The sequence below is a fragment of the Winogradskyella algicola genome, from assembly GCF_005869935.1.
GTDB lineage: Bacteria > Bacteroidota > Bacteroidia > Flavobacteriales > Flavobacteriaceae > Winogradskyella > Winogradskyella algicola.
Genome location: NZ_SZQF01000003.1, coordinates 185,039 through 205,381, shown reverse-complemented (window position 1 = coordinate 205,381; position 20,343 = coordinate 185,039). Strand labels below are relative to the sequence as shown.

Below are 20,343 nucleotides of genomic sequence, written 5' to 3'. Positions count from 1 at the left end.
TTTTAATGAAAACATAAAAATGAACGAGCAAGAACTATTTTTTAGAACCATACAAACTGGCAATATTGAGAATTTAGGACTTCAGTTAAATAGAAATCCAGATTTAGCAAATATTAAAGATGCAAGAGGATTTACTCCGTTAATATTTGCAACGTATTTTGGTCAAGAAGAGATTGCAAAAATACTGATTGAAAAGGGATCGAATATTGACGCACAAGATGCCTCTGGTAATACAGCCCTGATTGGCGTAAGTTTTAAGGGAAATAAAGATTTGGTAGATTTACTATTAGCTCATAATGCTAATGTAAATATTCAGAATAAGAACGGAACAACTGCATTATCCTTTGCTACGCAGTACAACCAAAAAATTATTGTAGAAACATTACTAAAGCATGATGCTGATAAAGCTATTAAAGATAGTGATGGTAAAAATGCTTTAGATTATGCTGAGGAAAAAAGCTTAAATGATATAATAGAAATATTAAAATAGAGGTATAAAAAAACCACTTCAAAATTGAAGTGGTTTTTATATTTTTCTTTTTCAATTAACAGTTCTATTTATCGATAGATCCAAGAACACGAGACATAAAAGTATTTAAAGCTTCCTTTTTTGGTGTGCCATCTTTTACCATTTTATGTACTTCAATTGCACCATACATATTAGAAATTAATTCACCTATAACATCTAACTCTTCATCCTTTAAAGACGGAACTTCGGTTAGGTTTTCTAAGGTTTCTATTGTTTCTACTACGTAGTCTTCATCGTTATCTTCGATAAACTGGGTTAATTGTTTTATTACTGGTAATTTCATAATTAAATAACTTCATTAACAAGTTCTTTTAAAACATCGAACTTGTTAGTTTGTACTTGATTTTTGAACTCACCATTTTTAAAAGTAGCAAATGTAGGTAAGTTATCTACTGTTGCTAATTTTCTACTTTCAGGAAATTTTTCAGCATCAGCGACAATAAATTTTACGTTTTCGTTCTCTGTTGCTAATTTCTTGAACTTTGGCTTCATTATTCGGCAGTTTCCACACCATGTTGCTGAGTATTGTACAACAACAGTATCATTTTCGGAAACTAAACTTTGTAAATTGTCTTGATCTAATTCTTGAATCATATCTAATAATTAGTTTAAGTGTGCTTTTAAATACTCTTTTGTGCCTTGAGCATTAGCTTGCATCGCTTCTTTGCCTTCTTCCCAATTTGCAGGACAAACTTCTCCTTTTTCTTGTACGTGAGTTAAAGCATCGATGATTCTTAAGTACTCATTTACATTTCTACCAAGAGGCATGTTATTTATGCTTTCGTGTTGTACGATACCTTCTTCATCAATAATGTAAGTTGCTCTGTAAGTAACGTTGTCTCCATCTACAGTTACCACACCAGTTTCTTCATTATAAATTTCGTTAGAGATGTCTAAAATACCAAGCGTAGAGGCTAAGTTTCTGTTAGAATCGGCCAAAAGCGGATATGTTACTCCTTCGATTCCACCATTATCTCTAGCAGTGCTTAACCATGCAAAATGAACTTCTGCAGTGTCACAAGATGCTCCAATAACAATTGTGTTGCGTTTTTCAAATTCACCTAATGCAGCTTGAAATGCATGTAATTCTGTTGGACAAACAAAAGTGAAATCTTTTGGATACCAGAATAATACTACTTTTTTATTGTTGTTTTTTGCTTCTTCAAGAACGTTGAGTTTAAAAGTATCACCCATTTCGTTCATTGCGTTTACGTTTAAATCTGGGAATTGTTTTCCTACAAATGCCATTGTATTTTTATTTAGTTTATTATTGATTTAACACAAAAATACCCAATAGGCAAGTAAGTTTTTATAGTAATTGTTTATTATAAATCAATAAGGTTATAGTGTAAGTATATGGCTTCAAAAAAGTGCCTCTAAATTTGTAATAATGATAAAATAGAAGGGTGTAAAATGCAAACTTATTAAAATAGTTCGATTTTACTTGAATAATAAATTTTTACTTTTTCAATAAATATTTAATCTTAATTCTAAATGCAGCAAATAGTAAAGTAGTAAAAGGGCTCAGCCAATTAAAAATAGCATATACAAAATACTCGCCAACTCCTACGCCTAAAACACCACTTTGATATGCGCCACATGTATTCCAAGGGATTAAAACAGAAGTTACTGTACCAGAATCCTCAAGTGTTCTGCTGAGGTTTTCTAGTGCAAGTCCTTTGTCTTCATAGGCCTTTTTGAACATTTTTCCGGGAATAACAAGTGCGAGGTATTGATCTGAGGCTATTACATTTAAACCTAGACAACTGACCACTGTACTTGCAAATAATCCAAAAATTGTATTGGCAACAGATAATAATTTTTTTGTTATTCTAGACAATGCGCCTATACCATCCATTATGCCGCCAAAAACCATGGCGCAAATAATAAGATATATGGTCCAAAGCATACCTTTCATACCGCCAGCACTAAAAAGTTTTTGGAGTCTTTTGATCGTTATGAGTTTATCTAAACTTTCAGCTTTATGTTTTATGGTAGGAGTATCTTTATAATCGGTAGAAAAAAATATTTCTAACTTTTCTTTGGTAAATACACCTTTTAAGTCATCGTCTGTGAATAGGTTGCTTAATGTTTTGTCATTTTTGATTTTATCAATATCAGACGCAGATAATGCAGCTTTATAGTCTTTATTTGAAATGGTAATATTGGTATCAGTAAAAACAGAATTAACTAAAGTTTCTGAAGCGGACGTACTGATTTCTGATATAAGGTTTTGTTGAAAAATAGATGCAAAAATAATGGCTAAAACTACGCCTGATCCTAGAGCTACTAGTGGTTTAGTTTTTAGTAATATTAAACCAACTACAGCGATAGGAACCAAGAATAACCAAGGTGTAATATTAAAATATTGTTTTATTGTGCCAAGTAGAAATTCTGTATCTGAGCTTCCAGAAGTTTCAATGGAAAAACTAATTACAGAAAAAACGGCTAAAGTAATAAGTATGGTTGGTACTGTGGTGTAAGTCATATATTTAATGTGCGTAAACAAATCAGTTCCTGCCATTGCAGGAGCTAAGTTTGTAGTGTCGCTTAATGGCGACATTTTATCGCCAAAGTAAGCGCCAGAGATTACTGCTCCTGCAATTATTCCTGGATTAATACCTAGTGCTGTGCCTATACCAATTAGTGCAATACCAACCGTTGCAGAAGTTGTCCAAGAACTTCCTGTTGCAATAGAGATAACTGCAGCAATTACTACAGATGCTGGTAAGAAGATCTCTGGGCTTAATACTTTTAAACCGTAGTACACCATGGCAGGAATGACTCCGCTTATTAGCCAAGTTCCTGCTAGTGCTCCCACCAAGAGTAAAATCATTATAGGCACAAAAACACTTTTTAGGTTTTCCCAAACTTCTTGCACCATTGTCGCCGTATTAACCTTATTTAGCAAACCAACAATAAAAGCTACAAATCCACCTATTAAGAGAATGAATTGATTGGAATAGCCACCAAACATCTCTCCATCAGCAAAAAAGATGTTATATGCTAATAAGCACATTAAAACTACAACAGGGATAATGGCTTCAGATAAACTAAGCTCCTTATTATTAATAATATTTTGATCTTTAGCCTTAATATTTGCAGGGTCTTTATCTTGCATGTATTTATTCTTTATTTGCGTAATGTTACGATTTTCATCAATGCTATGCAAATAGCAATTCTTGCGTACATTTGTGCGTCTGTATTTTAAAAAATTATGGATTCATTAACTCAAATCGTTTTAGGCGCCGCTTGTGGTGAAGCTGTTCTAGGCAAAAAAATAGGCAATAAAGCTTTACTTTTTGGTGCAATAGGTGGTACAATTCCAGATCTTGATGTTTTTGTTGGCGCCATTTTCTTCAAAAATGAGATTGATATTATGCTCTTTCATAGAGGGTTTATGCACTCCATTTTCTTTTCAATTATTGGAGCTTTTACATTAGGGTGGCTTGTCTTTAATCTCTTTAACACAGGCAAACGAATTAACAATACAAATCTTTATGATTGGGTAAAATTATTCTTTTGGTCATTATTTACGCATCCAATCTTAGATAGCTTTACACCTTATGGAACGCAATTATTTGCGCCATTTTCTAATTACAGAGTTGCTTTTAATAATATAGCAGTGGCAGATCCTTTATATACTGTTCCTTTTTTGCTTAGCGTAATTATTTTAATGTTTTACAATCGTAAAAATGAAAAGCGACGATTTTGGTTAAAAGCTGGAATAGGAATAAGTTCTGTTTACATGCTATTTACGATTTTTAATAAGCTTTATATTGATAATGTTTTTAAGTCCTCATTGGAAGAAAATGATATAAGCTATGAAAGATTTAGTACACAACCTGCAATTTTAAACAACATTCTTTGGTATGGCATTGCTGAAACAGAGCGTAATTATCACGTTGGTTTTTATTCGTTATTAGATACATCTAAAAGTTTTTCAGATTGGAAAACCATTCCAAAAACTAGAGCGCTCACATCTTTAGAATATAATGATATTAAAGGTTTAGCTTGGTTTAGCAATAACTATTATAATGTTGAATTTCTAGAGAATGAAGAATATATGTATAGAGATTTAAGATACCCTTTAGTGCAAACCAAAGAAGGTTATAAAGCAATTTTTAATTTAAAATTATTTAAAGAGAATAACCGCTTAAATATGTTGCCTTTTAAGCCAGAAATAGAAGATTTTAGTTTTACAATGTCGGCACTTTGGATGCGTCTAAAAGGGAAATAAAAAAGAGGTTGTCTAAAAAGTTAATGTTTGTCAACCTGAACTCGTTTCAGATTCTAAAACAAATTGAAAATCAAATTATTGAGATTCTGAAATAAATTCAGAATGACAGATTCTCCTACTTTTTAGACGACCTCTTTTTTTTAATATTTATTTTAAGCTAATTCAGCTTTAAGAATATTCAGTTCAATCATACATGCCTTCATCATTTCGTAGGTACGATCTATGTCTGCATCTAAACCTATAGAAAAACGAATAAGTCCATCGCTCAAGCCCATTTCTTCCTGTTCATCTTCTGGTATTTCAGAGGATGTAGAACTACCTGGTGCACTAAATAAAGTTTTGTAGAAGCCTAAGCTTACAGCCAAATAACCTAAGTTACGCTCTTGCATTAATTCCATTAATGCATTGGCTTTGTCTAATGAGCCAACATCAATAGTTAACATGCCGCCAAAACCGTACTTATCGTTCATCATAGATTTAAACAATTCGTGCGAAGGGTGCGATGCTAAACCAGGATAAACAGTTTTTAGACCATCTTTTTCAAATTTGCTAGCTAGGTAGCTTGCATTATGGCTGTGCTGTTGCATTCTTATGTGTAATGTTCTAAGGTTTTTTAACACAGATGCAGAGCGCAAACTATCCATTGTGGAGCCTAATAACATTGCTGCACCATCATTTACATTTCTTAGCTGGTCTATAAACTCTTGTGTACCACATACAACACCACCAACAGTGTCTGAGGAACCGTTAATAAACTTTGTTAAACTATGGATGACCACATCTGCACCTAATTTTGTAGGTGAGATAGATAAAGGTGAAAATGTATTGTCTACAACTAGTTTCAGATTGTGTTTTTTTGCCAATTCAGCCAATCCTTTAATATCAGCAACTTCAAGCAATGGATTACTTACAGATTCGCAATAAAGTACTTTAGTTTTTGGTGTAATTGCAGCTTCAACAACATTTAATTTAGTAATGTCTACAAATGAAGTATTAATACCTAGTCTTGGAGCAAAGTTTTTTAAGAAAGCATAAGTTCCACCGTAAATGGTTCTACTGCTTACAATATGTTCTCCAGCTTCGCACAATTGCATTAATACAGGTGTAATTGCCCCCATACCAGAAGCGGTAACTGTTGCAGTTTCTGTGCCTTCCATAGCAGCAAGGGCTTCACCTAAATACAAATTCGAGGGTGAAGAATGACGTGAATATAAGTAACAACCATCTGCATTACCTTCAAAGGTGTCAAACATGGTTTTTGCAGATAAAAAAGTGTAGGTAGAAGAATCTGAAATTGACGGATTTACTCCACCAAATTCTCCAAAATATTGTAAATCTTGTATGTTGTTTGCAGGTTTAAATTCCATATCTATATTTTTATATTGCTTTAAACAAATGTGATTATTTTTAGAACAAAAATCAATAGTTACTCTATTTAATAGAAAATTATTTGTTATTGAGTAGTATTATTAGGCAAATAATCTATATTTATAATCTATGTATTAGTTTTTTAGATAAATATTAATTAGATGTTAGATAAAATAGATAAACAATTACTTAAAATTCTTCAGAACGATAGTAAGCAGACTAATAAAGCGCTCTCCAATATCTTAGGGCTTTCGGTTACAGCAGTGTATGAGCGCATTAGAAAGTTAGAGAAAAGGGGAGTCATTAAAAACTATGTGGCGTTAATAGATAAAATGAAAGTTAACAAAGCTTTTGTTGCTTTCTGCCATGTTAAGCTTGTTCAGCATTCTCAAGACTATGTTATGAAATTTGAACGAGAAGTTTGTAAATTAGACGAGGTTTTAGAGTGTTATCATCTAAGTGGAGATTATGATTATTTGTTAAAAGTATTAGTTGACGACATGGAAACTTTTAGGAATTTTATGGTAAAAAAGCTAACAAATATAGATCATATTGGAAGTACACATAGTATGTTTATGATTAACGAAGTAAAGCACACCACAGCAATAACATTGTAGCATGCAAAGCGTAAGGTATAGACTTGTTGAGTTTTTTATTGTCTTTATTTTAATACCAATCAGTTTGGTACTAACGTTTCAGCTATGGCTCAAATTAGTTTTAGGTTTACTTGGCTTTAGCTACGTCGTTTTCGTTCTCTTAAAGGTTGAAAACAATAAGTTTAAAATAAGGCAACATATTAATTGGACACAGTTTTGGCAACGCACTTTCATAAAGCTTTTTATCATAGTTGCCGCTACCTCTGCATATATATATTTGGTTGACTCTAAAAATCTATTTGTTGTGATAAAATCCAAACCGCTTTTATGGGTTGCCATTTTGTTTGTATACTCCATTTTTTCAGTATACCCTCAAGAATTACTGTACAGAACGTTTTTCTTTCAGCGTTACGAATCTTTATTTAGAAATAACTCCTTGTTTATTTTAGTAAACGCTGCCTTGTTTTCTTTGGCACACCTCTTCTTTAAAAATACTTTAGTAATGCTGCTAACCTTTTTAGGTGGCATTTTATTTGCGCTAACGTTTAAGAAAACAAAATCTACACTTTTAGTTTCTATAGAGCACGCTATTTATGGTTCTTGGTTATTTACAGTAGGAATGGGAGAAATGTTAGGATTTCCCTCCTAAGGCTTTAATAGGTATTTAGTAGTATTTCAATAAACTATATTGTATTTTTGTGACTCACTAAAGAATAGATGAGACTACTTTTTGTTGTATTGTTTTTTGTTTGTGGCAATCTTAGTGCACAGCAGCATCCAGTTGGTATAAAAATAGGTGGTAACCTTGCGAGTCTAGCAGGTGATGGTACATCAGATTTATCATCTTTAGTTAATTTTCATGCAGGATTTTTTATGGAGATTGATATAGCTAAAGATGTTAACATACAGCCAGAATTGATGTTTACAGTTTATGGTTTTGAGTTGAGCGAGGGAGACAATAAAAGAGTAAGACTAAATTATGTTGCTTTGCCGGTAATGGTAAAGTATTTTTTATCACAAACATTTAGTCTAGATGCTGGCCCACAAGTGGGATTACTTGTTACCGCAAAAAATGGAACAGGTTCTTTAGCAGATGTAAAAACAGATTTTTTTGATAGAGATTTTGGTATTAACCTAGGAACCAGTTATGCAATTTCTAATAAAGTTAGTGCATCCTTACGTTACTATATTGGTTTAACAGACGTAACCAGAGTAGAAACCAAAAATCAAAACAGAGCATTTCAATTATCATTACAATTTAAAATAAAATAAAATATATGAATTCTTACGATGTAGCAGTAATAGGATCTGGACCTGGAGGATATGTAGCAGCAATACGTTGTGCGCAACTAGGCATGAAAACTGCAATTATAGAAAAATATTCAACGCTTGGTGGCACATGTCTTAACGTGGGCTGTATTCCAAGTAAGGCATTATTAAGTTCTTCACATCATTATGAAGAAGCTACAAAACACTTTGAAGAACACGGTATAGAAATACCAGGCGAAATTAAAGTGAATCTCGAAAAGATGATTGCACGCAAACAAGCCGTTGTAGACCAAACTACAGGTGGTATAGACTTTTTAATGAAGAAAAATAAAATTGATGTTTACGAAGGGTTAGGCTCTTTTAAAGATGCTACGCACATTAAAATTGAAGGAAAAGATGCTGGTGAAATAGAAGCAAAACATATTATTATAGCAACAGGTTCTAAGCCATCAAATCTTCCTTTTATCAATATTGATAAAGAACGAATTATAACCTCTACTGAAGCTTTAAAATTAAAAGAAGTACCAAAACACTTAATGATTATTGGCGGAGGAGTTATTGGCTTAGAACTTGGGCAAGTATACCGTCGTTTGGGAGCAGAGGTTACTGTTATAGAATACATGGACAGAATCTTGCCAACCATGGATGCAGGCTTATCAAAAGAGCTTAATAAAGTCTTTAAGAAAGCGAAATGTAATATGATGGTATCTCACAAAGTTCAATCGGTAGAGCGCAAAGGAGATGAGGTTATCGTCAAAGCCGAAAACAAAAAAGGTGAGGTTGTTGAATTTAAAGGTGACTATTGTTTAGTATCAGTTGGCCGTCGTCCATACACAGATGGATTAAATGTAGAAGCTGCTGGAGTAAAATTGAATGATAGAGGACAAGTAGAGGTTAACGAGCACTTACAAACCAATATTTCTAATATCTACGCTATTGGAGATGTAATTAAAGGCGCAATGTTAGCTCATAAAGCCGAAGAAGAAGGTGTATTTGTTGCTGAAACTTTAGCAGGTCAAAAACCACATATTGATTATAACCTTATTCCGGGAGTGGTTTATACCTGGCCAGAAGTTGCAGCAGTTGGCAAAACAGAAGAGGAGCTTAAAGAAGTGGGCACTGAATATAAAGTAGGTCAGTTTCCGTTTAGAGCTTTAGGTAGAGCTAGAGCAAGTGGAGATATTGATGGTTTTGTAAAAATCTTAGCAGATAAAACTACAGACGAAGTTTTAGGTGTGCATATGATTGGTGCACGTTGTGCAGATTTAATTGCTGAAGCCGTAACAGCGATGGAGTTTAGAGCTTCTGCAGAAGATATATCGAGATACTCACATGCGCATCCAACATTTGCTGAGGCTGTTAAAGAAGCCGCTTTAGCTGCTACTGATGATAGAGCGTTGCATGTTTAAAAATACAACTATTAAAAATCAGTAATCTAAACCAATAAAAGCGAACTTTTTTAGTTCGCTTTTTTTATTTTAGCTTTTATGATTAAAAGATTAATATACATCTTGGTTCTTATAGTTGTTGCAGCTTGTGCACCAAAGTTAAAAAGTACAATAACCAAAACATTTCCTCCATTGCCAAAAGATGCTTTAGTTGTTGTTTTAGATATTGCAGATGTGCAATCTATAGAAGGGGATGTCGTCGGAGTATTGGAGGCAAATCATGGTGGTTTAAACGGAAATTGTACCTATTACCAGAATATTCTTAATCTGAAGGAACTAGCAAGAAAGGCAGGTGCCAATCTTATAAAAATAACAGAGCATAAATTACCTGGTACCACCAATACCTGCCATAGACTCCAAGCTAAAATTTTTAGTGTTAAAAACGCAAAAAAATATGAAGCGAAAATAAATTGGAGTGCTGACAGAAAACTAACTTGGGATGATTTTAAAGGTGTGCCAGATACGCTAAATTATCCAAATACGCTCGCTATGACTAACTCTGGTTTTGGATACGAATCTGGTGTAAACATGTTAAAAGAAGGAAAAGTATTTATACAAAGTGTTTTTAATACTAACAAAAGTTGGGTGGTTGTAGAGGGTAGAAACGACTATGTGCTTCGTCATGAACAAATTCATTTCGATATTACTGAAATTTATTCTAGAAAATTACGAAAAGAACTTGCCGATGCTAATATAACCAGTAAAAATGCAGAAAAAGCCAAACCCATTTTTAACCGTATTTTTAGCGAAATGGAATTGAGGCAACAAAGATATGACCAAGAGACGCAGCGAGGTGATAAGAGAGAAACCCAAGAGCATTGGGAGGCTGTTGTTAAATTAGAGCTCGCTAAATACGAATTTTATAAAAGTAACTAAAGTTCTTGCAATAAGTCAATAACACGTAAGCGCTTGGCATAATCCTCTTCATTTACATCGCGAACAAAACAATAGGCGCTAATGTCTTCGTTATCTACTTTTACTTTAAGCTCTTTAACCGTACACGGCCCAAATTCTTTAGATTTTGAGATGTAATAGAATTTGTGTTTATGTATAACCTTATTAACTTTCTTTTGATATTTTGTCTTTAAGTACTCCTGGATATCTTCAATAGAATTTAACTCTTCAGAATAATTTGTAGTATTTATATACATGGCAAACTCTTCCTTGTCCTGATGATTTAAAACCAATATATCATCATCCTTAAAATAAGCCTTTACGTTAATAATACCATCTTCGGTTTCTATGGTAAAGATGTTTTGTATGCATATGGTCCAAGATGTTTTTACGGTAGCGTCTTTTCTTCTTATCTCTAAGATATTATCATCCCTAAAAGTATAAATCGCTTTCTTTTTAGAAATACCATTTACCAAAACCCATTGCTGATTTATAAAATGAGAATCGTGATGACGATCGTAATCAAACGGTTTTAAATTAGGAATAGTATTATGAAGATATGCACTCATTAAGGGGTTAATAACATAGTCTAGAAACTATGATAACGATAGATTTGGACTTTTATTTACCTAAAGTTAATAATTTTCGAGATGATTTAAAACATCTTTCTTGTAACTTCGACTAATAGGTAATGCTTTTCGATTAACTGTTAACTCCTCATTTGTAAAAGATTCAATTTTATTTAAGTTAATAATGTAAGACCGATGAATTCTTAAAAAATCCTTTTGAGGTAGTTTGGCTTCAATTGCACTTATGGTTTCTCTAGTAACGATGCATTGATCTTTAAGGTGAATTTTAATGTAATCACTTAAACTTTCGATATATAGAATATCGCTAAAAGTAATTTTTAGCATACGTCTGTCTGATCTCACAAAGATAAAATCATTGCGGTCTGTAGGTTTTAATTGAATGTTTGACTGAACTGTATTGACTTCAAAATAACGATTTACAGCTTTTAGCAATCGCTCAAAAGGTATAGGCTTTAATAAATAATCTACAGCTTGAAGATCAAAGCCTTCTACAGCATAGTCTCTGTAAGCGGTTGTGAAAATTATTTTTATGTCTTTATTAATGGATTTAGCGAAGGCTATACCTGATATTTCTGGCATGTTAATGTCTAGAAAAATCAAGTCAACGTCATTTTTATTTATAAAATTGAAAGCTTCAATAGCATTTTTGCATTGTGCAATAACTTCGATATTTTGTATTTGCGCTAAGTGAGTAGCTATTATGTCTCTAGCCATACTTTCGTCATCAACTATAATACAAGAAATAGGTTTAGTCATTAGTAGGCTTAGAGTTTATATTCAGTTTTAAATCTACATAAAACCTAGAATTATCTTGATTGATGTTTAAATTATATCTGTTAGGATACAACAGTTCTAATCGTTTTTTTATGTTTTGTAACCCAATACCTTCATTGTAATTGTTTGTATTAGATTTACTGTTGCTGATTTTAAAATCAATAGTTTCGGCAGTTGCAACTAAGTTTATATTTATCGTTAAAACACCATCTTTTAAAGTACCATGTTTAAAACTATTCTCTACAAAAGGAATAAATAGCATTGGCGCAATGTGAATAGTTTTTGATTGAATATCTTTTGAAAACGAGACGTTTAAGGTGTCACTGAAGCGTGTTTTTTCTAGCGTAATATAATCTTCAATATGATGTATTTCTTTTTCTAAACTTACAAAAGGCTTATCGACTTGGTAGAGTAGGTAGTCTAGCAGATTAGACAATTTTAAAATCATTTCTGGGGTATCATCAGATTTTTTTAACGCAGAGCCATACATGGTATTTAGTGTGTTGAATAAAAAATGAGGATGAATCTGCATTTTTAAATATTTGAGTTCCTGTTCTTTTAGTTTCAGTTGGGTTTCTAAAATTTTTGTTTCTAGGTTTTTTGTAGTTTGACTTTGCTTTAAGTTGAATTTTAAAAGTTTGAAGGCACTCACTACAATAACTATTAAATAAATACTTGTAATAATAAACAAAGCACTTTTACCTATGGCATTCATCTTTTCAAATTTAAAATTTGTGAGATATGCTAAAGCAAAAAAGATTGAAAGGCATATGCCAAATACCGAAATAATTACAGTGTACAAGCTGTAAATGCAGAAATGTAAATAACGCTTGGTAATTAAATAGTCTGGAATAAGCTTATAAATAGACACATAAGTTGTTGCAATTGTTACAGGCATTAAAAACATTGAGAAATAGATGACTTTGCTATCTATAGAATTATCAACATCAAATACTGAGGCAAAAAGCAGAAGCACTAAAATCCAAAATATAATGTGCAGGAGTACTTGTTTTATTCTAAAGATAAGGACGTTGTTCAATGCTCAAATAATAATGATATTACAATAATAACCTAAATTTAAGTACAAACTATCTTTTGTAGACGAATGACGGATTTAGGACTGGTTTTAACATTAAGGTTATAACCATAGCTAAAATGGTGATTCGTCGCATTTTAAATTTTTAAGACAATACTTCCTGTAGGTTTGTTTTAAGTTTAACCATTAAATTAAAAAAATATGTTTTCATTAATCCTTTTAGGAAATCGCCTGCAAGAAGGTGGGCCAGCAATGTATATTATATTCTTAGCCTTTCTGGCTTCATTAATATTTATTGTTATAGCCTTCGTAAAACGAAGAAAAGACAGTTTAGTAGCCCAAAAGATGATTAGTCTTGCTGCTGAGTGCAGTCTCATTGCCTTGGTAGTTGGATGTTTAGCTTCAGTTGTAGGAATTATTCAGTTGTTTGATATGGTAGAAGTTCTTGGAGATGTAAGTCCAGCATTATTTTCAGGTGGTCTAAAGGTGTCTTTATTAACTATTACATTTGGATTGTTTTCATTTACAGTAGCACGTATTGGTATTTTAATATATAAATGGAGTTTTACAGAAAAATAAAGACCATTTTTTAAAATATTTGTTTTTGGCGAACCTTAAAAAGTTCGCTTTTTTTATGTCTAGAAATTAAATTCATTAATTTTGTAAAAATTTTCCTATGGAAGAGCTCACATTAACAACACCAGCGCTTTTGTTTTCGGCAATATCTTTAATAATGTTGGCTTACACCAACAGATTTTTGGCATATGCGGCAATAATAAGAAACCTTACTGATAAATATCTAGAACGAAAAGAAGCAGTTTTAATGAGGCAAATTAACAACTTAAAATTAAGGTTAAACCTTACCCGATGGATGCAGATTCTAGGTATTTCGAGTCTGTTGCTATGTGTATTAACCATGTTTTTAATTTATGTAGACCTACACAATGCAGCTGTTTGGGTTTTTGGTATTGCATTATTACTTCTCATTTTATCCTTGGCATTTTTAATACGAGAAATTCAGATTTCAACATTAGCCCTAGAACATCATCTCATGGATATAGAAAATCAGATTAATGACTGAAATTTCTTAACTTTAATTGTGACCTGTTAAAAAATCATGTGTCTTACATAAATAACTAACCAAGTTAAAAAAGAATTTACAACCAAAATTGACTGAAGACGCAATTCATAGCCTAACCGATGAAGCGCTTGTAGAAGCAATCGTAAAAACCAACGACACAATGTTGTTTGAGGTACTTTATGATAGATACGCTACTATGGTGTACAATAAATGCTATGGTTTTGCCAATGGAGTCGATGAAGCTAAAGATTTAACGCAAGATGTTTTTTTAAGAGTGTTTATTAAATTAGCTAGCTTTAAGGGTAAATCTAAATTTTCAACTTGGCTTTACGCGTTTACATATAACCATTGTGTAAATTACGTAACCAGAAACACAGCTAAAAAGATTGAAAAACAATCCGTAAGTTCAGAAAATTTTGATATTCAAAACATAGGTGAGGATATTGATTCTACTCGTGAGTTTGAAAGTATGCGCGTAGACCAATTAAAGAAAGTAATGGAGCTGATTTCACCTGAAGAAAAAATGATATTGTTACTAAAGTATGAAGATAATTTAACTATAAGAGAGTTGTCAGAAGCTTTAGAGATTGGCGAGAGTGCTGTTAAGATGCGCCTCAAAAGAGCAAAAGAAAAACTAGTACGTAAGTACGAAAATTATACGAAAGATGGAGAATCCATTTAAGCAAATTAACCAGCCTTTAAAAGAGGTTCCAGCAGAGCTGAAAAGCAAAGTCATGCACGACATTGCTATGGCGAAGCTATTTATGGAACTGGCTGAGTTATTCTCGTATAATATTGGCCACATTATAGATAGTGTAACGGCTAGCAGAAAAGAATAAATATTTAATACCCTAACAAAAAACGAATAAGAGTGGATAAGGTAAGCGAATTTTCGGATGTTGCATTAAAGTCACTAACCAATATTTGGTTTGAGATCACTAAAATATTTCCAAATATAATAGGCGCTTTTATTGTCTTGGTCATCGGTTGGATAGCAACCAAGCTAGTAGTGAAGATAATTAAAAAATTACTTAAAGTAGTTAAAGCAAACAAACTAGACGATAAACTTAATGATATTGAAATCATTGAGGGCAAAAAGCTAAATTTCGATACAGTAAAAGTAGTTTCTAACATTGTTAAGTACTTAATGTATATCATAATATTTGTCACTGCTTCAGATATTATGGGCTTGGATATTATAACTGAGCAGATTAGTAACCTACTTTCTTATATTCCACAGTTGCTATCTGCAATAGTCATCTTTGTAGTTGGCTTGTTATTTGCAAATTTTGTAAAGAATGGATTAAAGTCTCTTTTTGAGTCTATGGATCTATCTGGCGGTAAAATGATTAGCCAAGTGGTATTTTTCTTAATGCTCACTTTTATTGGTGTAACAGCTTTGAATCAGGCAGGTATAGACACTGAAATCATTACAAACAACATCAATATGATTATTGCGGCATTCTTATTGGCATTTGCAATTGCTTTTGGTTTAGGCGCAAGATTGGTAGTTGGTAAGCTAATGCAAACATTCTATGCCAGAAAAATGTTTGAAGCAGGTCAAAAAATTACATTTAACGGAGAAGCATATGAAATCGATGAGGTTAAGAGCATCTCTGTAATCTTAAAGAATTCTAAAGGAAAATTAATAGTGCCGATTAATGATTTAATGGAAAATCAAGTACAAATGCAGGATCAACTATAAGGTTAGGGTTATAGATTTTATTTACATAAATAAAATGTGATCCTGCAGTACTTGACGTATATGGATGACCTCTTCAATTTTTGGAGAGGTTTTCTTTTTTTATTTCCGTTTCTTTTTGTTGCGTTTATTATAGTTTTTATCACCTCTTGTTTTAGGTTTCTTATATTTTTTTGCAATTTCTCTTCTATAAGAACCTCCTAAGTTTACCTTTTTGTTTTTCTCTTTTTTCTCATGAAAAGCAGGTCCAGGTATATCCTCTCCAGTACGTTTTGTTGGGTTGTTACGTTCTCTTATTTGAGGACGCTCTTCTTCAATAAGCTCGGTTGAAATAGCCACAGTTTCAGGGATTTCAATGGTTTCTATTTTTAACTGCATCAATGCTTCTATCCGTGCTCTGGCTTCTTGTTCTTTTTCGGTAGAAAATAACAAAGCATGCCCTAGCTTCTCAGCACGACCAGTTCTACCAATACGATGCATGTAGTTTTCGGGATAATCTGGCGTATCAAAATTAATAACGTGGGTTACGTCATCGATATCTAACCCTCTTGCCATAACATCAGTAGCTACCAACAATCTGTGCTCACCTTCACTAAATTGCTCAATACTACGAAGTCTGTAATTCTGAGTTTTATTAGAGTGAATGACACAACTTTGACCAGGAAACAATTCCTCTAGCTTATCAAAAAGACGGTCTGCCATTTTTTTATAAGCCACAAAGATTAATACTCTTGAGAATTCATCTTTATCACGCAATAGGTGCTCTAACAAATTAACTTTAGTATAAAAATTTGGAACATTGTAGCGCTCTTGCTTAATGTTTTCCAAAGGAGTACCGGAAACAGCAATTTGAATTTTAGTCGGATTTATAAAAAAATCAGTAATTAATTCATCTACATCTGCAGTCATGGTAGCAGAAAACATGATGTTTTGTCTTCGCTCTGGCAGGATGTCAAAAATATTCATTAGTTGATGTCTAAAACCTAAATCTAGCATCACGTCAACCTCGTCGATTACCAACTTCTGAATAGATTTGAGTTGTAATACTCTACTAACTGCAAGATCGTATAAACGTCCTGGTGTGGCCACAAGTATATCCAAGCCTTGAGCTACAGCTTGTTTTTGCGTATTGATATTAGTACCTCCATAAACACCTAAAACACGGTTATTTATGTATTTAGACATTTTTTCTATTTCGCTTACAACCTGTACAACGAGTTCGCGTGTTGGTACCAAAACCAATACTCTTGGATTGTCTTGTCTTGAGTATTTAAGATGACGCAGAATAGGTAACATATAAGCAAAGGTTTTGCCAGTACCTGTCTGAGCGATACCTACCATATCTTTTCCAGAAGCAACAACATTAAAAGCTTCGGCTTGTATTGGAGTAGGACTCTCAAAGCCTAAGTCTTCAATAGCATTGTATAAAGGGGTATTTAGATTTAAATCTTGAAAAGTCACAGCTATAGATTTTGTGCAAAGCTACTATTAATAATCTATATCAGTTTAACAAATCGCGATTAAGCGTTATGCTATACGTTGCCTCAAAAGATTTTTTTGGATGTAAAGTCACAATACCTTCCTTATCTTCGATGTGTTGATTAGTGTTTTCTGCATCTGCAATACCAATCCAAGGCTCAATACAAACGTATGGTGCATTTGGTTTTGCCCAAATACCTAGAAAAGGAAACCCTTCAAACTTTACATTAAAAATTTCACCTTTTTCTTTGTGTTTTAATGCTACTTGTCTCGATTTTAAATCTTTGAAGATTAAGGCGTCTTCGTTGAATAAATCTCCATGAAGATTAATACGTTTTGGAGTATCAAAAACTGCTTTAGTTTTTTCTGTAACCAATCCGTTTTCCATGTTTAAAAGATAGGATTGGCTAGATTCTTCGCATTCAAATTCCAAAAAATAATCGGTATATAATTCATCTTTAAATAAAGGGCAAGTAAAAGCAGGATGCCCTCCTAATGAAAAATACATCGTCTTATCGTCTCTGTTTTTTACCTTATGATGTATTAAAAGTTCATTACCCTTAAGCTCATACGTAATTAAAAATTCAAATTCAAAAGGGTAAATTGATCTTAGTTGATCGTTTGATTTTAGTTTGAAAATAATTTCAGAATCTGAACTAGAGATTATCTTAAAATCTTCACTATGCCTTATAAAACCATGCTTAGGCATGTTGTACTTGTTTCCATCAAAGTAATAGCTGTCATTTTTCATTGCTCCAATAATTGGAAACAAATTGGGTGCATGACTTCCCCAAACATCTGGATTAGCTTCCCAAATAAACTCAATATTGTTTTTTACAGAATCAATGCTGCACAATTCAGCACCTTTTGATTTTATTTCAACTTTCAGTAGGTCGTTTTCTAAAAATGGCATGGTTTTTTAATTTTTTATTGAAAGATACAATTCTTCTACGCTAGAAAAGGTATTCTCATTATTTTTACAAAATCTGTAGTGCATTTTTAGGTGAAAAATACAATACATTGTCAGTTCGAGTGATTTTGAGGTACGAAAAATTGTATCGAGAACTATTTGTAGGTAAAATTCTGCTTCTCGATAGTTCTGCTGAGCTAGGTCGAAGTACGAATTTTCTCATTTTAAATCGAAAATTCACTCGAAGTGACGAATTTTACAAAATTATTTTACTCCGTTGAGAACATTATATAATCAAACAATAAAAAATCCTAAAGTTTTTAAACAGCGTTTGTTGTATTGGGCGCAACAATTTGATGATGTTGTTTGGTTAGATTCTAATGATTACAAGGCACAATATAGTAGCTATGATGCTGTATTAGCAGTTGATGCCTTTACAAGTTTACAAACCGATTTTACTGAAGCTTTTGAGCGCTTAAAAGAATATCAGCAAACCGTTAAAGACTGGATTTTTGGCTATTTAACTTATGATTTAAAAAATGCAACAGAAGATTTAAAGTCTAATAATTACGATGGCTTAGGATTTCCGGATTTGTATTTTTTTCAACCCAAAAAACTAATTTTAATTAAAGATGAAATAGTAGAGTTTCAATATCTAAAAATGCTAGATGAAGAGATAGAAGATGATTTTAATAGTATAACGAATTGTCATTGCGAGGAACAAAGTGACGGAGCAATCTCCCATAACCCAATTAAAATAAAACTCAGAATTCACAAAGACGAATACTTTGAAAAAGTAAATACAATGTTAGCACATATTCACAGAGGCGATATTTATGAAGCTAATTTTTGTCAAGAGTTTTATGCCGAAGATTCTACCATAAATCCAATAGAGACGTATAAAAAACTAAACAAAATCTCCAAACCACCTTTTGCAACGTACTTAAAGTCTTTTGATAAATATTTGTTATCTGCATCACCCGAACGTTACATAAAAAAGACTGGTAATAAAGTAATTTCGCAGCCTATAAAAGGTACTGCACAACGCTCATTAAATAAAGAAGAAGACAAGCTGTTAGCAGATGCATTAGCAAATGACACAAAAGAGCGTAGTGAAAATATTATGATTGTAGATTTAGTCCGAAACGATTTGTCTCAAACCGCTGAAAAAGGTAGTGTAAAAGTGGAAGAATTGTGCAAGGTCTATTCGTTTTTGCAAGTGCATCAAATGATATCAACTGTAACATCTAAAGTTTCAGAAGATGTTCATCCTGTGGATATTATAAAAACGACGTTTCCTATGGGAAGTATGACAGGAGCTCCCAAAATTTCAGCAATGAAAATTATTGAAAACCTAGAGGAAACAAAACGAGGATTATATTCTGGTGCAGTAGGTTATTTTACACCTAAAGGAGACTTTGATTTTAATGTTATCATAAGAAGTATACTTTATAATGAGACTCAAAAATATATCTCCTATTCAGTCGGTAGTGCTATTACCGCAAAGAGCAACCCTCTTAGAGAATACGAAGAATGTTTGGTTAAGGCCAAAGCAATGCGAGAGGTGTTGGAGAACTAGATAGTTAGACTTTTAGATGGTTAGACTGTTAGACTCTTAAATCGTTAGATTCTTTTTAATCTTAATCTTTCTAACAAATCTTAGCGCCTAACAATCTAATAGGTTTAAAAAATTCTATTCCAAATGACTTCTAAAACTCTTTTTTACTTTATCAAAAATAAGTTCTACACGAGATGTAGCGATGTTTTTAATTTTAGCAATATCATCAAAATCAAGATTACCAAAAATGTATAAATCTACAATGTTAGAGATATTAATAGGCAACCAACTGTAAAAACGACCAAATACTTTAGGTGATTGGGTTTTTGATAGATTTTCAAGCTCAAAAGCTCTTAAGATAGAAGTTTCCTTATCTTCATACAAGTACAACTCATTGTCCATATCTTGTCTGTAGGAAATGTCGTTGAGTTCAGTATTTAAGATTAAATCTAAATCAGCATCAATGGTATAGTCTTCACCAAGTTTGGCAATTTCTCGCTTTCTAATCTCATCTGTGCTAATAGTGTTTTTATGAAATACTTCTTTTTTAAAAAGTTCGTTCATGTAATTATCCACAAGTTTAAAAAGCTCAAGTTTTATAGCCATACGTTCAGCTTCTATATTAAAACCATTGCTGTATAATTGTATAATACATTCATCAATGATACCATTAGACGAATACATATTTTTAGGTAAAATACCTGTAGATTCTGCAATGTAAATTCTGTGCTTTACATAAGGATGCAAATGTGGCACTGCAGAAAGTACTTTTTTATCAAAAGCAGTTTGTGCAGATTTTGATGACAGTTCTTTAAAAGTGCTCATAACCATAATTTTATATTAGTTCTTTAAAGTTACCAATAAAGAAA

24 protein-coding genes are annotated in these 20,343 nt (G+C 32.5%); 13 read left to right on the top strand and 11 right to left on the bottom strand.

Translation table 11 applies throughout. The features are described from left to right. The first annotated feature begins 19 nt into the window (after positions 1-19). A complete protein-coding gene (locus FC091_RS07040) occupies positions 20-490 on the top strand; it encodes an ankyrin repeat domain-containing protein (RefSeq protein ID WP_138433572.1) in 471 nt (156 codons plus the stop codon). A gap of 64 nt (positions 491-554) precedes the next feature. On the opposite strand, the gene FC091_RS07035 is transcribed toward FC091_RS07040, so the two are convergent. From FC091_RS07035 to FC091_RS07020, 4 genes are all read right to left on the bottom strand, one after another. Continuing rightward, positions 555-812: a DUF6952 family protein gene (locus FC091_RS07035; protein WP_076616286.1), complete on the bottom strand. Its 258-nt coding sequence runs from the start codon at positions 810-812 to the stop codon at positions 555-557. 2 nt (positions 813-814) lie between these two features. Beyond that, on the bottom strand, positions 815-1,123 hold the full coding sequence (locus FC091_RS07030; RefSeq protein ID WP_076616282.1) for a thioredoxin family protein: 309 nt from the start codon (positions 1,121-1,123) through the stop codon (positions 815-817). 9 nt (positions 1,124-1,132) lie between these two features. Continuing rightward, complete coding sequence (locus tag FC091_RS07025; protein ID WP_138433571.1) at positions 1,133-1,777, bottom strand: peroxiredoxin; 645 nt, start codon at positions 1,775-1,777, stop codon at positions 1,133-1,135. A gap of 211 nt (positions 1,778-1,988) precedes the next feature. Then, positions 1,989-3,650 carry a Na+/H+ antiporter NhaC family protein gene (locus tag FC091_RS07020; protein ID WP_138433570.1) on the bottom strand — a complete coding sequence of 554 codons (1,662 nt, stop codon included), beginning with the start codon at positions 3,648-3,650 and terminating at the stop codon, positions 1,989-1,991. Positions 3,651-3,746: 96 nt separating this feature from the next. Between FC091_RS07020 and FC091_RS07015 the strand changes: the two genes are divergently transcribed. Further along, positions 3,747-4,769 carry a metal-dependent hydrolase gene (locus FC091_RS07015; protein ID WP_138433569.1) on the top strand — a complete coding sequence of 341 codons (1,023 nt, stop codon included), beginning with the start codon at positions 3,747-3,749 and terminating at the stop codon, positions 4,767-4,769. Between the two features lie 152 nt (positions 4,770-4,921). Here the strand turns inward: FC091_RS07015 and FC091_RS07010 are convergent, their stop codons facing one another. Beyond that, positions 4,922-6,136 carry an aminotransferase class I/II-fold pyridoxal phosphate-dependent enzyme gene (locus FC091_RS07010; protein WP_138433568.1) on the bottom strand — a complete coding sequence of 405 codons (1,215 nt, stop codon included), beginning with the start codon at positions 6,134-6,136 and terminating at the stop codon, positions 4,922-4,924. A 162-nt stretch (positions 6,137-6,298) separates the two neighbouring features. Between FC091_RS07010 and FC091_RS07005 the strand changes: the two genes are divergently transcribed. The 5 genes from FC091_RS07005 to FC091_RS06985 all read left to right on the top strand — a co-directional run bounded on the left by FC091_RS07005 (position 6,299) and on the right by FC091_RS06985 (position 10,326). Continuing rightward, the gene (locus FC091_RS07005; protein ID WP_138433567.1) at positions 6,299-6,754 is read left to right on the top strand and encodes an Lrp/AsnC family transcriptional regulator; all 456 of its coding nucleotides are present in this window, start codon (positions 6,299-6,301) and stop codon (positions 6,752-6,754) included. A 1-nt stretch (position 6,755) separates the two neighbouring features. After that, entirely contained in the window at positions 6,756-7,382 is a 627-nt protein-coding gene (locus FC091_RS07000; RefSeq protein ID WP_138433566.1) for a CPBP family intramembrane glutamic endopeptidase, read from the top strand. 68 nt (positions 7,383-7,450) lie between these two features. Beyond that, positions 7,451-8,005, top strand: coding sequence for a porin family protein (locus FC091_RS06995; RefSeq protein ID WP_076616256.1), 555 nt, complete (start codon positions 7,451-7,453; stop codon positions 8,003-8,005). 5 nt (positions 8,006-8,010) lie between these two features. Further along, positions 8,011-9,411: a dihydrolipoyl dehydrogenase gene (gene lpdA / locus FC091_RS06990; protein ID WP_138433565.1), complete on the top strand. Its 1,401-nt coding sequence runs from the start codon at positions 8,011-8,013 to the stop codon at positions 9,409-9,411. Between the two features lie 78 nt (positions 9,412-9,489). Further along, complete coding sequence (locus FC091_RS06985; RefSeq protein WP_076616248.1) at positions 9,490-10,326, top strand: DUF922 domain-containing protein; 837 nt, start codon at positions 9,490-9,492, stop codon at positions 10,324-10,326. On the opposite strand, the gene FC091_RS06980 is transcribed toward FC091_RS06985, so the two are convergent. The 3 genes from FC091_RS06980 to FC091_RS06970 all read right to left on the bottom strand — a co-directional run bounded on the left by FC091_RS06980 (position 10,323) and on the right by FC091_RS06970 (position 12,747). Next, on the bottom strand, positions 10,323-10,913 hold the full coding sequence (locus tag FC091_RS06980) for a hypothetical protein (protein WP_138433564.1): 591 nt from the start codon (positions 10,911-10,913) through the stop codon (positions 10,323-10,325). The genes FC091_RS06985 and FC091_RS06980 overlap by 4 nt on opposite strands. A gap of 66 nt (positions 10,914-10,979) precedes the next feature. Then, positions 10,980-11,690: a LytR/AlgR family response regulator transcription factor gene (locus FC091_RS06975; RefSeq protein WP_138433563.1), complete on the bottom strand. Its 711-nt coding sequence runs from the start codon at positions 11,688-11,690 to the stop codon at positions 10,980-10,982. Further along, on the bottom strand, positions 11,683-12,747 hold the full coding sequence (locus tag FC091_RS06970; RefSeq protein ID WP_138433562.1) for a sensor histidine kinase: 1,065 nt from the start codon (positions 12,745-12,747) through the stop codon (positions 11,683-11,685). The genes FC091_RS06975 and FC091_RS06970 overlap by 8 nt, the downstream gene beginning before the upstream one ends. 198 nt (positions 12,748-12,945) lie before the next feature. On the opposite strand from FC091_RS06970, the gene FC091_RS06965 reads away from it, so the two are divergent. From FC091_RS06965 to FC091_RS06950, 5 genes are all read left to right on the top strand, one after another. Beyond that, positions 12,946-13,323 (top strand): hypothetical protein, encoded by a 378-nt coding sequence (locus FC091_RS06965; RefSeq protein ID WP_138433561.1) that lies wholly within the window; start codon positions 12,946-12,948, stop codon positions 13,321-13,323. Between the two features lie 97 nt (positions 13,324-13,420). Further along, positions 13,421-13,825, top strand: coding sequence for a DUF2721 domain-containing protein (locus tag FC091_RS06960; RefSeq protein ID WP_076616242.1), 405 nt, complete (start codon positions 13,421-13,423; stop codon positions 13,823-13,825). Between the two features lie 88 nt (positions 13,826-13,913). Beyond that, entirely contained in the window at positions 13,914-14,507 is a 594-nt protein-coding gene (locus FC091_RS06955) for an RNA polymerase sigma factor (RefSeq protein WP_138433560.1), read from the top strand. Next, positions 14,491-14,664, top strand: a complete 174-nt coding sequence (locus tag FC091_RS15205; protein WP_171032484.1) for a hypothetical protein — start codon at positions 14,491-14,493, stop codon at positions 14,662-14,664. The genes FC091_RS06955 and FC091_RS15205 overlap by 17 nt, the downstream gene beginning before the upstream one ends. Before the next feature lie 32 nt (positions 14,665-14,696). Then, positions 14,697-15,530 (top strand): mechanosensitive ion channel family protein, encoded by an 834-nt coding sequence (locus tag FC091_RS06950; protein ID WP_138433559.1) that lies wholly within the window; start codon positions 14,697-14,699, stop codon positions 15,528-15,530. Between the two features lie 99 nt (positions 15,531-15,629). On the opposite strand, the gene FC091_RS06945 is transcribed toward FC091_RS06950, so the two are convergent. Together FC091_RS06945 and FC091_RS06940 are read right to left on the bottom strand one after the other, a co-directional pair. Continuing rightward, positions 15,630-16,988 (bottom strand): DEAD/DEAH box helicase, encoded by a 1,359-nt coding sequence (locus FC091_RS06945; RefSeq protein ID WP_138433558.1) that lies wholly within the window; start codon positions 16,986-16,988, stop codon positions 15,630-15,632. 40 nt (positions 16,989-17,028) lie between these two features. Continuing rightward, the gene (locus tag FC091_RS06940) at positions 17,029-17,919 is read right to left on the bottom strand and encodes an aldose 1-epimerase family protein (RefSeq protein WP_138433557.1); all 891 of its coding nucleotides are present in this window, start codon (positions 17,917-17,919) and stop codon (positions 17,029-17,031) included. A 274-nt stretch (positions 17,920-18,193) separates the two neighbouring features. Here FC091_RS06940 and pabB point away from each other — a divergent pair, with 274 nt between their 5' ends. Continuing rightward, the gene (gene pabB / locus FC091_RS06935) at positions 18,194-19,495 is read left to right on the top strand and encodes an aminodeoxychorismate synthase component I (RefSeq protein ID WP_138433556.1); all 1,302 of its coding nucleotides are present in this window, start codon (positions 18,194-18,196) and stop codon (positions 19,493-19,495) included. A 114-nt stretch (positions 19,496-19,609) separates the two neighbouring features. Here pabB and FC091_RS06930 read toward each other — a convergent pair whose 3' ends face one another. Continuing rightward, positions 19,610-20,299, bottom strand: a complete 690-nt coding sequence (locus FC091_RS06930; protein WP_138433555.1) for a hypothetical protein — start codon at positions 20,297-20,299, stop codon at positions 19,610-19,612. Positions 20,300-20,343 lie beyond the last annotated feature (44 nt).

What these genes read in the sequence shown, in the direction of transcription:
- FC091_RS07040 (WP_138433572.1), top strand. Translation starts at nt 20, where the DNA reads ATGAACGAGCAAGAACTATTTTTTAGAACCATACAAACTGGCAATATT.
- FC091_RS07035 (WP_076616286.1), bottom strand. Translation starts at nt 812, where the DNA reads ATGAAATTACCAGTAATAAAACAATTAACCCAGTTTATCGAAGATAAC.
- FC091_RS07030 (WP_076616282.1), bottom strand. Translation starts at nt 1,123, where the DNA reads ATGATTCAAGAATTAGATCAAGACAATTTACAAAGTTTAGTTTCCGAA.
- FC091_RS07025 (WP_138433571.1), bottom strand. Translation starts at nt 1,777, where the DNA reads ATGGCATTTGTAGGAAAACAATTCCCAGATTTAAACGTAAACGCAATG.
- FC091_RS07020 (WP_138433570.1), bottom strand. Translation starts at nt 3,650, where the DNA reads ATGCAAGATAAAGACCCTGCAAATATTAAGGCTAAAGATCAAAATATT.
- FC091_RS07015 (WP_138433569.1), top strand. Translation starts at nt 3,747, where the DNA reads ATGGATTCATTAACTCAAATCGTTTTAGGCGCCGCTTGTGGTGAAGCT.
- FC091_RS07010 (WP_138433568.1), bottom strand. Translation starts at nt 6,136, where the DNA reads ATGGAATTTAAACCTGCAAACAACATACAAGATTTACAATATTTTGGA.
- FC091_RS07005 (WP_138433567.1), top strand. Translation starts at nt 6,299, where the DNA reads ATGTTAGATAAAATAGATAAACAATTACTTAAAATTCTTCAGAACGAT.
- FC091_RS07000 (WP_138433566.1), top strand. Translation starts at nt 6,756, where the DNA reads ATGCAAAGCGTAAGGTATAGACTTGTTGAGTTTTTTATTGTCTTTATT.
- FC091_RS06995 (WP_076616256.1), top strand. Translation starts at nt 7,451, where the DNA reads ATGAGACTACTTTTTGTTGTATTGTTTTTTGTTTGTGGCAATCTTAGT.
- lpdA (WP_138433565.1), top strand. Translation starts at nt 8,011, where the DNA reads ATGAATTCTTACGATGTAGCAGTAATAGGATCTGGACCTGGAGGATAT.
- FC091_RS06985 (WP_076616248.1), top strand. Translation starts at nt 9,490, where the DNA reads ATGATTAAAAGATTAATATACATCTTGGTTCTTATAGTTGTTGCAGCT.
- FC091_RS06980 (WP_138433564.1), bottom strand. Translation starts at nt 10,913, where the DNA reads ATGAGTGCATATCTTCATAATACTATTCCTAATTTAAAACCGTTTGAT.
- FC091_RS06975 (WP_138433563.1), bottom strand. Translation starts at nt 11,690, where the DNA reads ATGACTAAACCTATTTCTTGTATTATAGTTGATGACGAAAGTATGGCT.
- FC091_RS06965 (WP_138433561.1), top strand. Translation starts at nt 12,946, where the DNA reads ATGTTTTCATTAATCCTTTTAGGAAATCGCCTGCAAGAAGGTGGGCCA.
- FC091_RS06960 (WP_076616242.1), top strand. Translation starts at nt 13,421, where the DNA reads ATGGAAGAGCTCACATTAACAACACCAGCGCTTTTGTTTTCGGCAATA.
- FC091_RS15205 (WP_171032484.1), top strand. Translation starts at nt 14,491, where the DNA reads ATGGAGAATCCATTTAAGCAAATTAACCAGCCTTTAAAAGAGGTTCCA.
- FC091_RS06940 (WP_138433557.1), bottom strand. Translation starts at nt 17,919, where the DNA reads ATGCCATTTTTAGAAAACGACCTACTGAAAGTTGAAATAAAATCAAAA.
- FC091_RS06930 (WP_138433555.1), bottom strand. Translation starts at nt 20,299, where the DNA reads ATGAGCACTTTTAAAGAACTGTCATCAAAATCTGCACAAACTGCTTTT.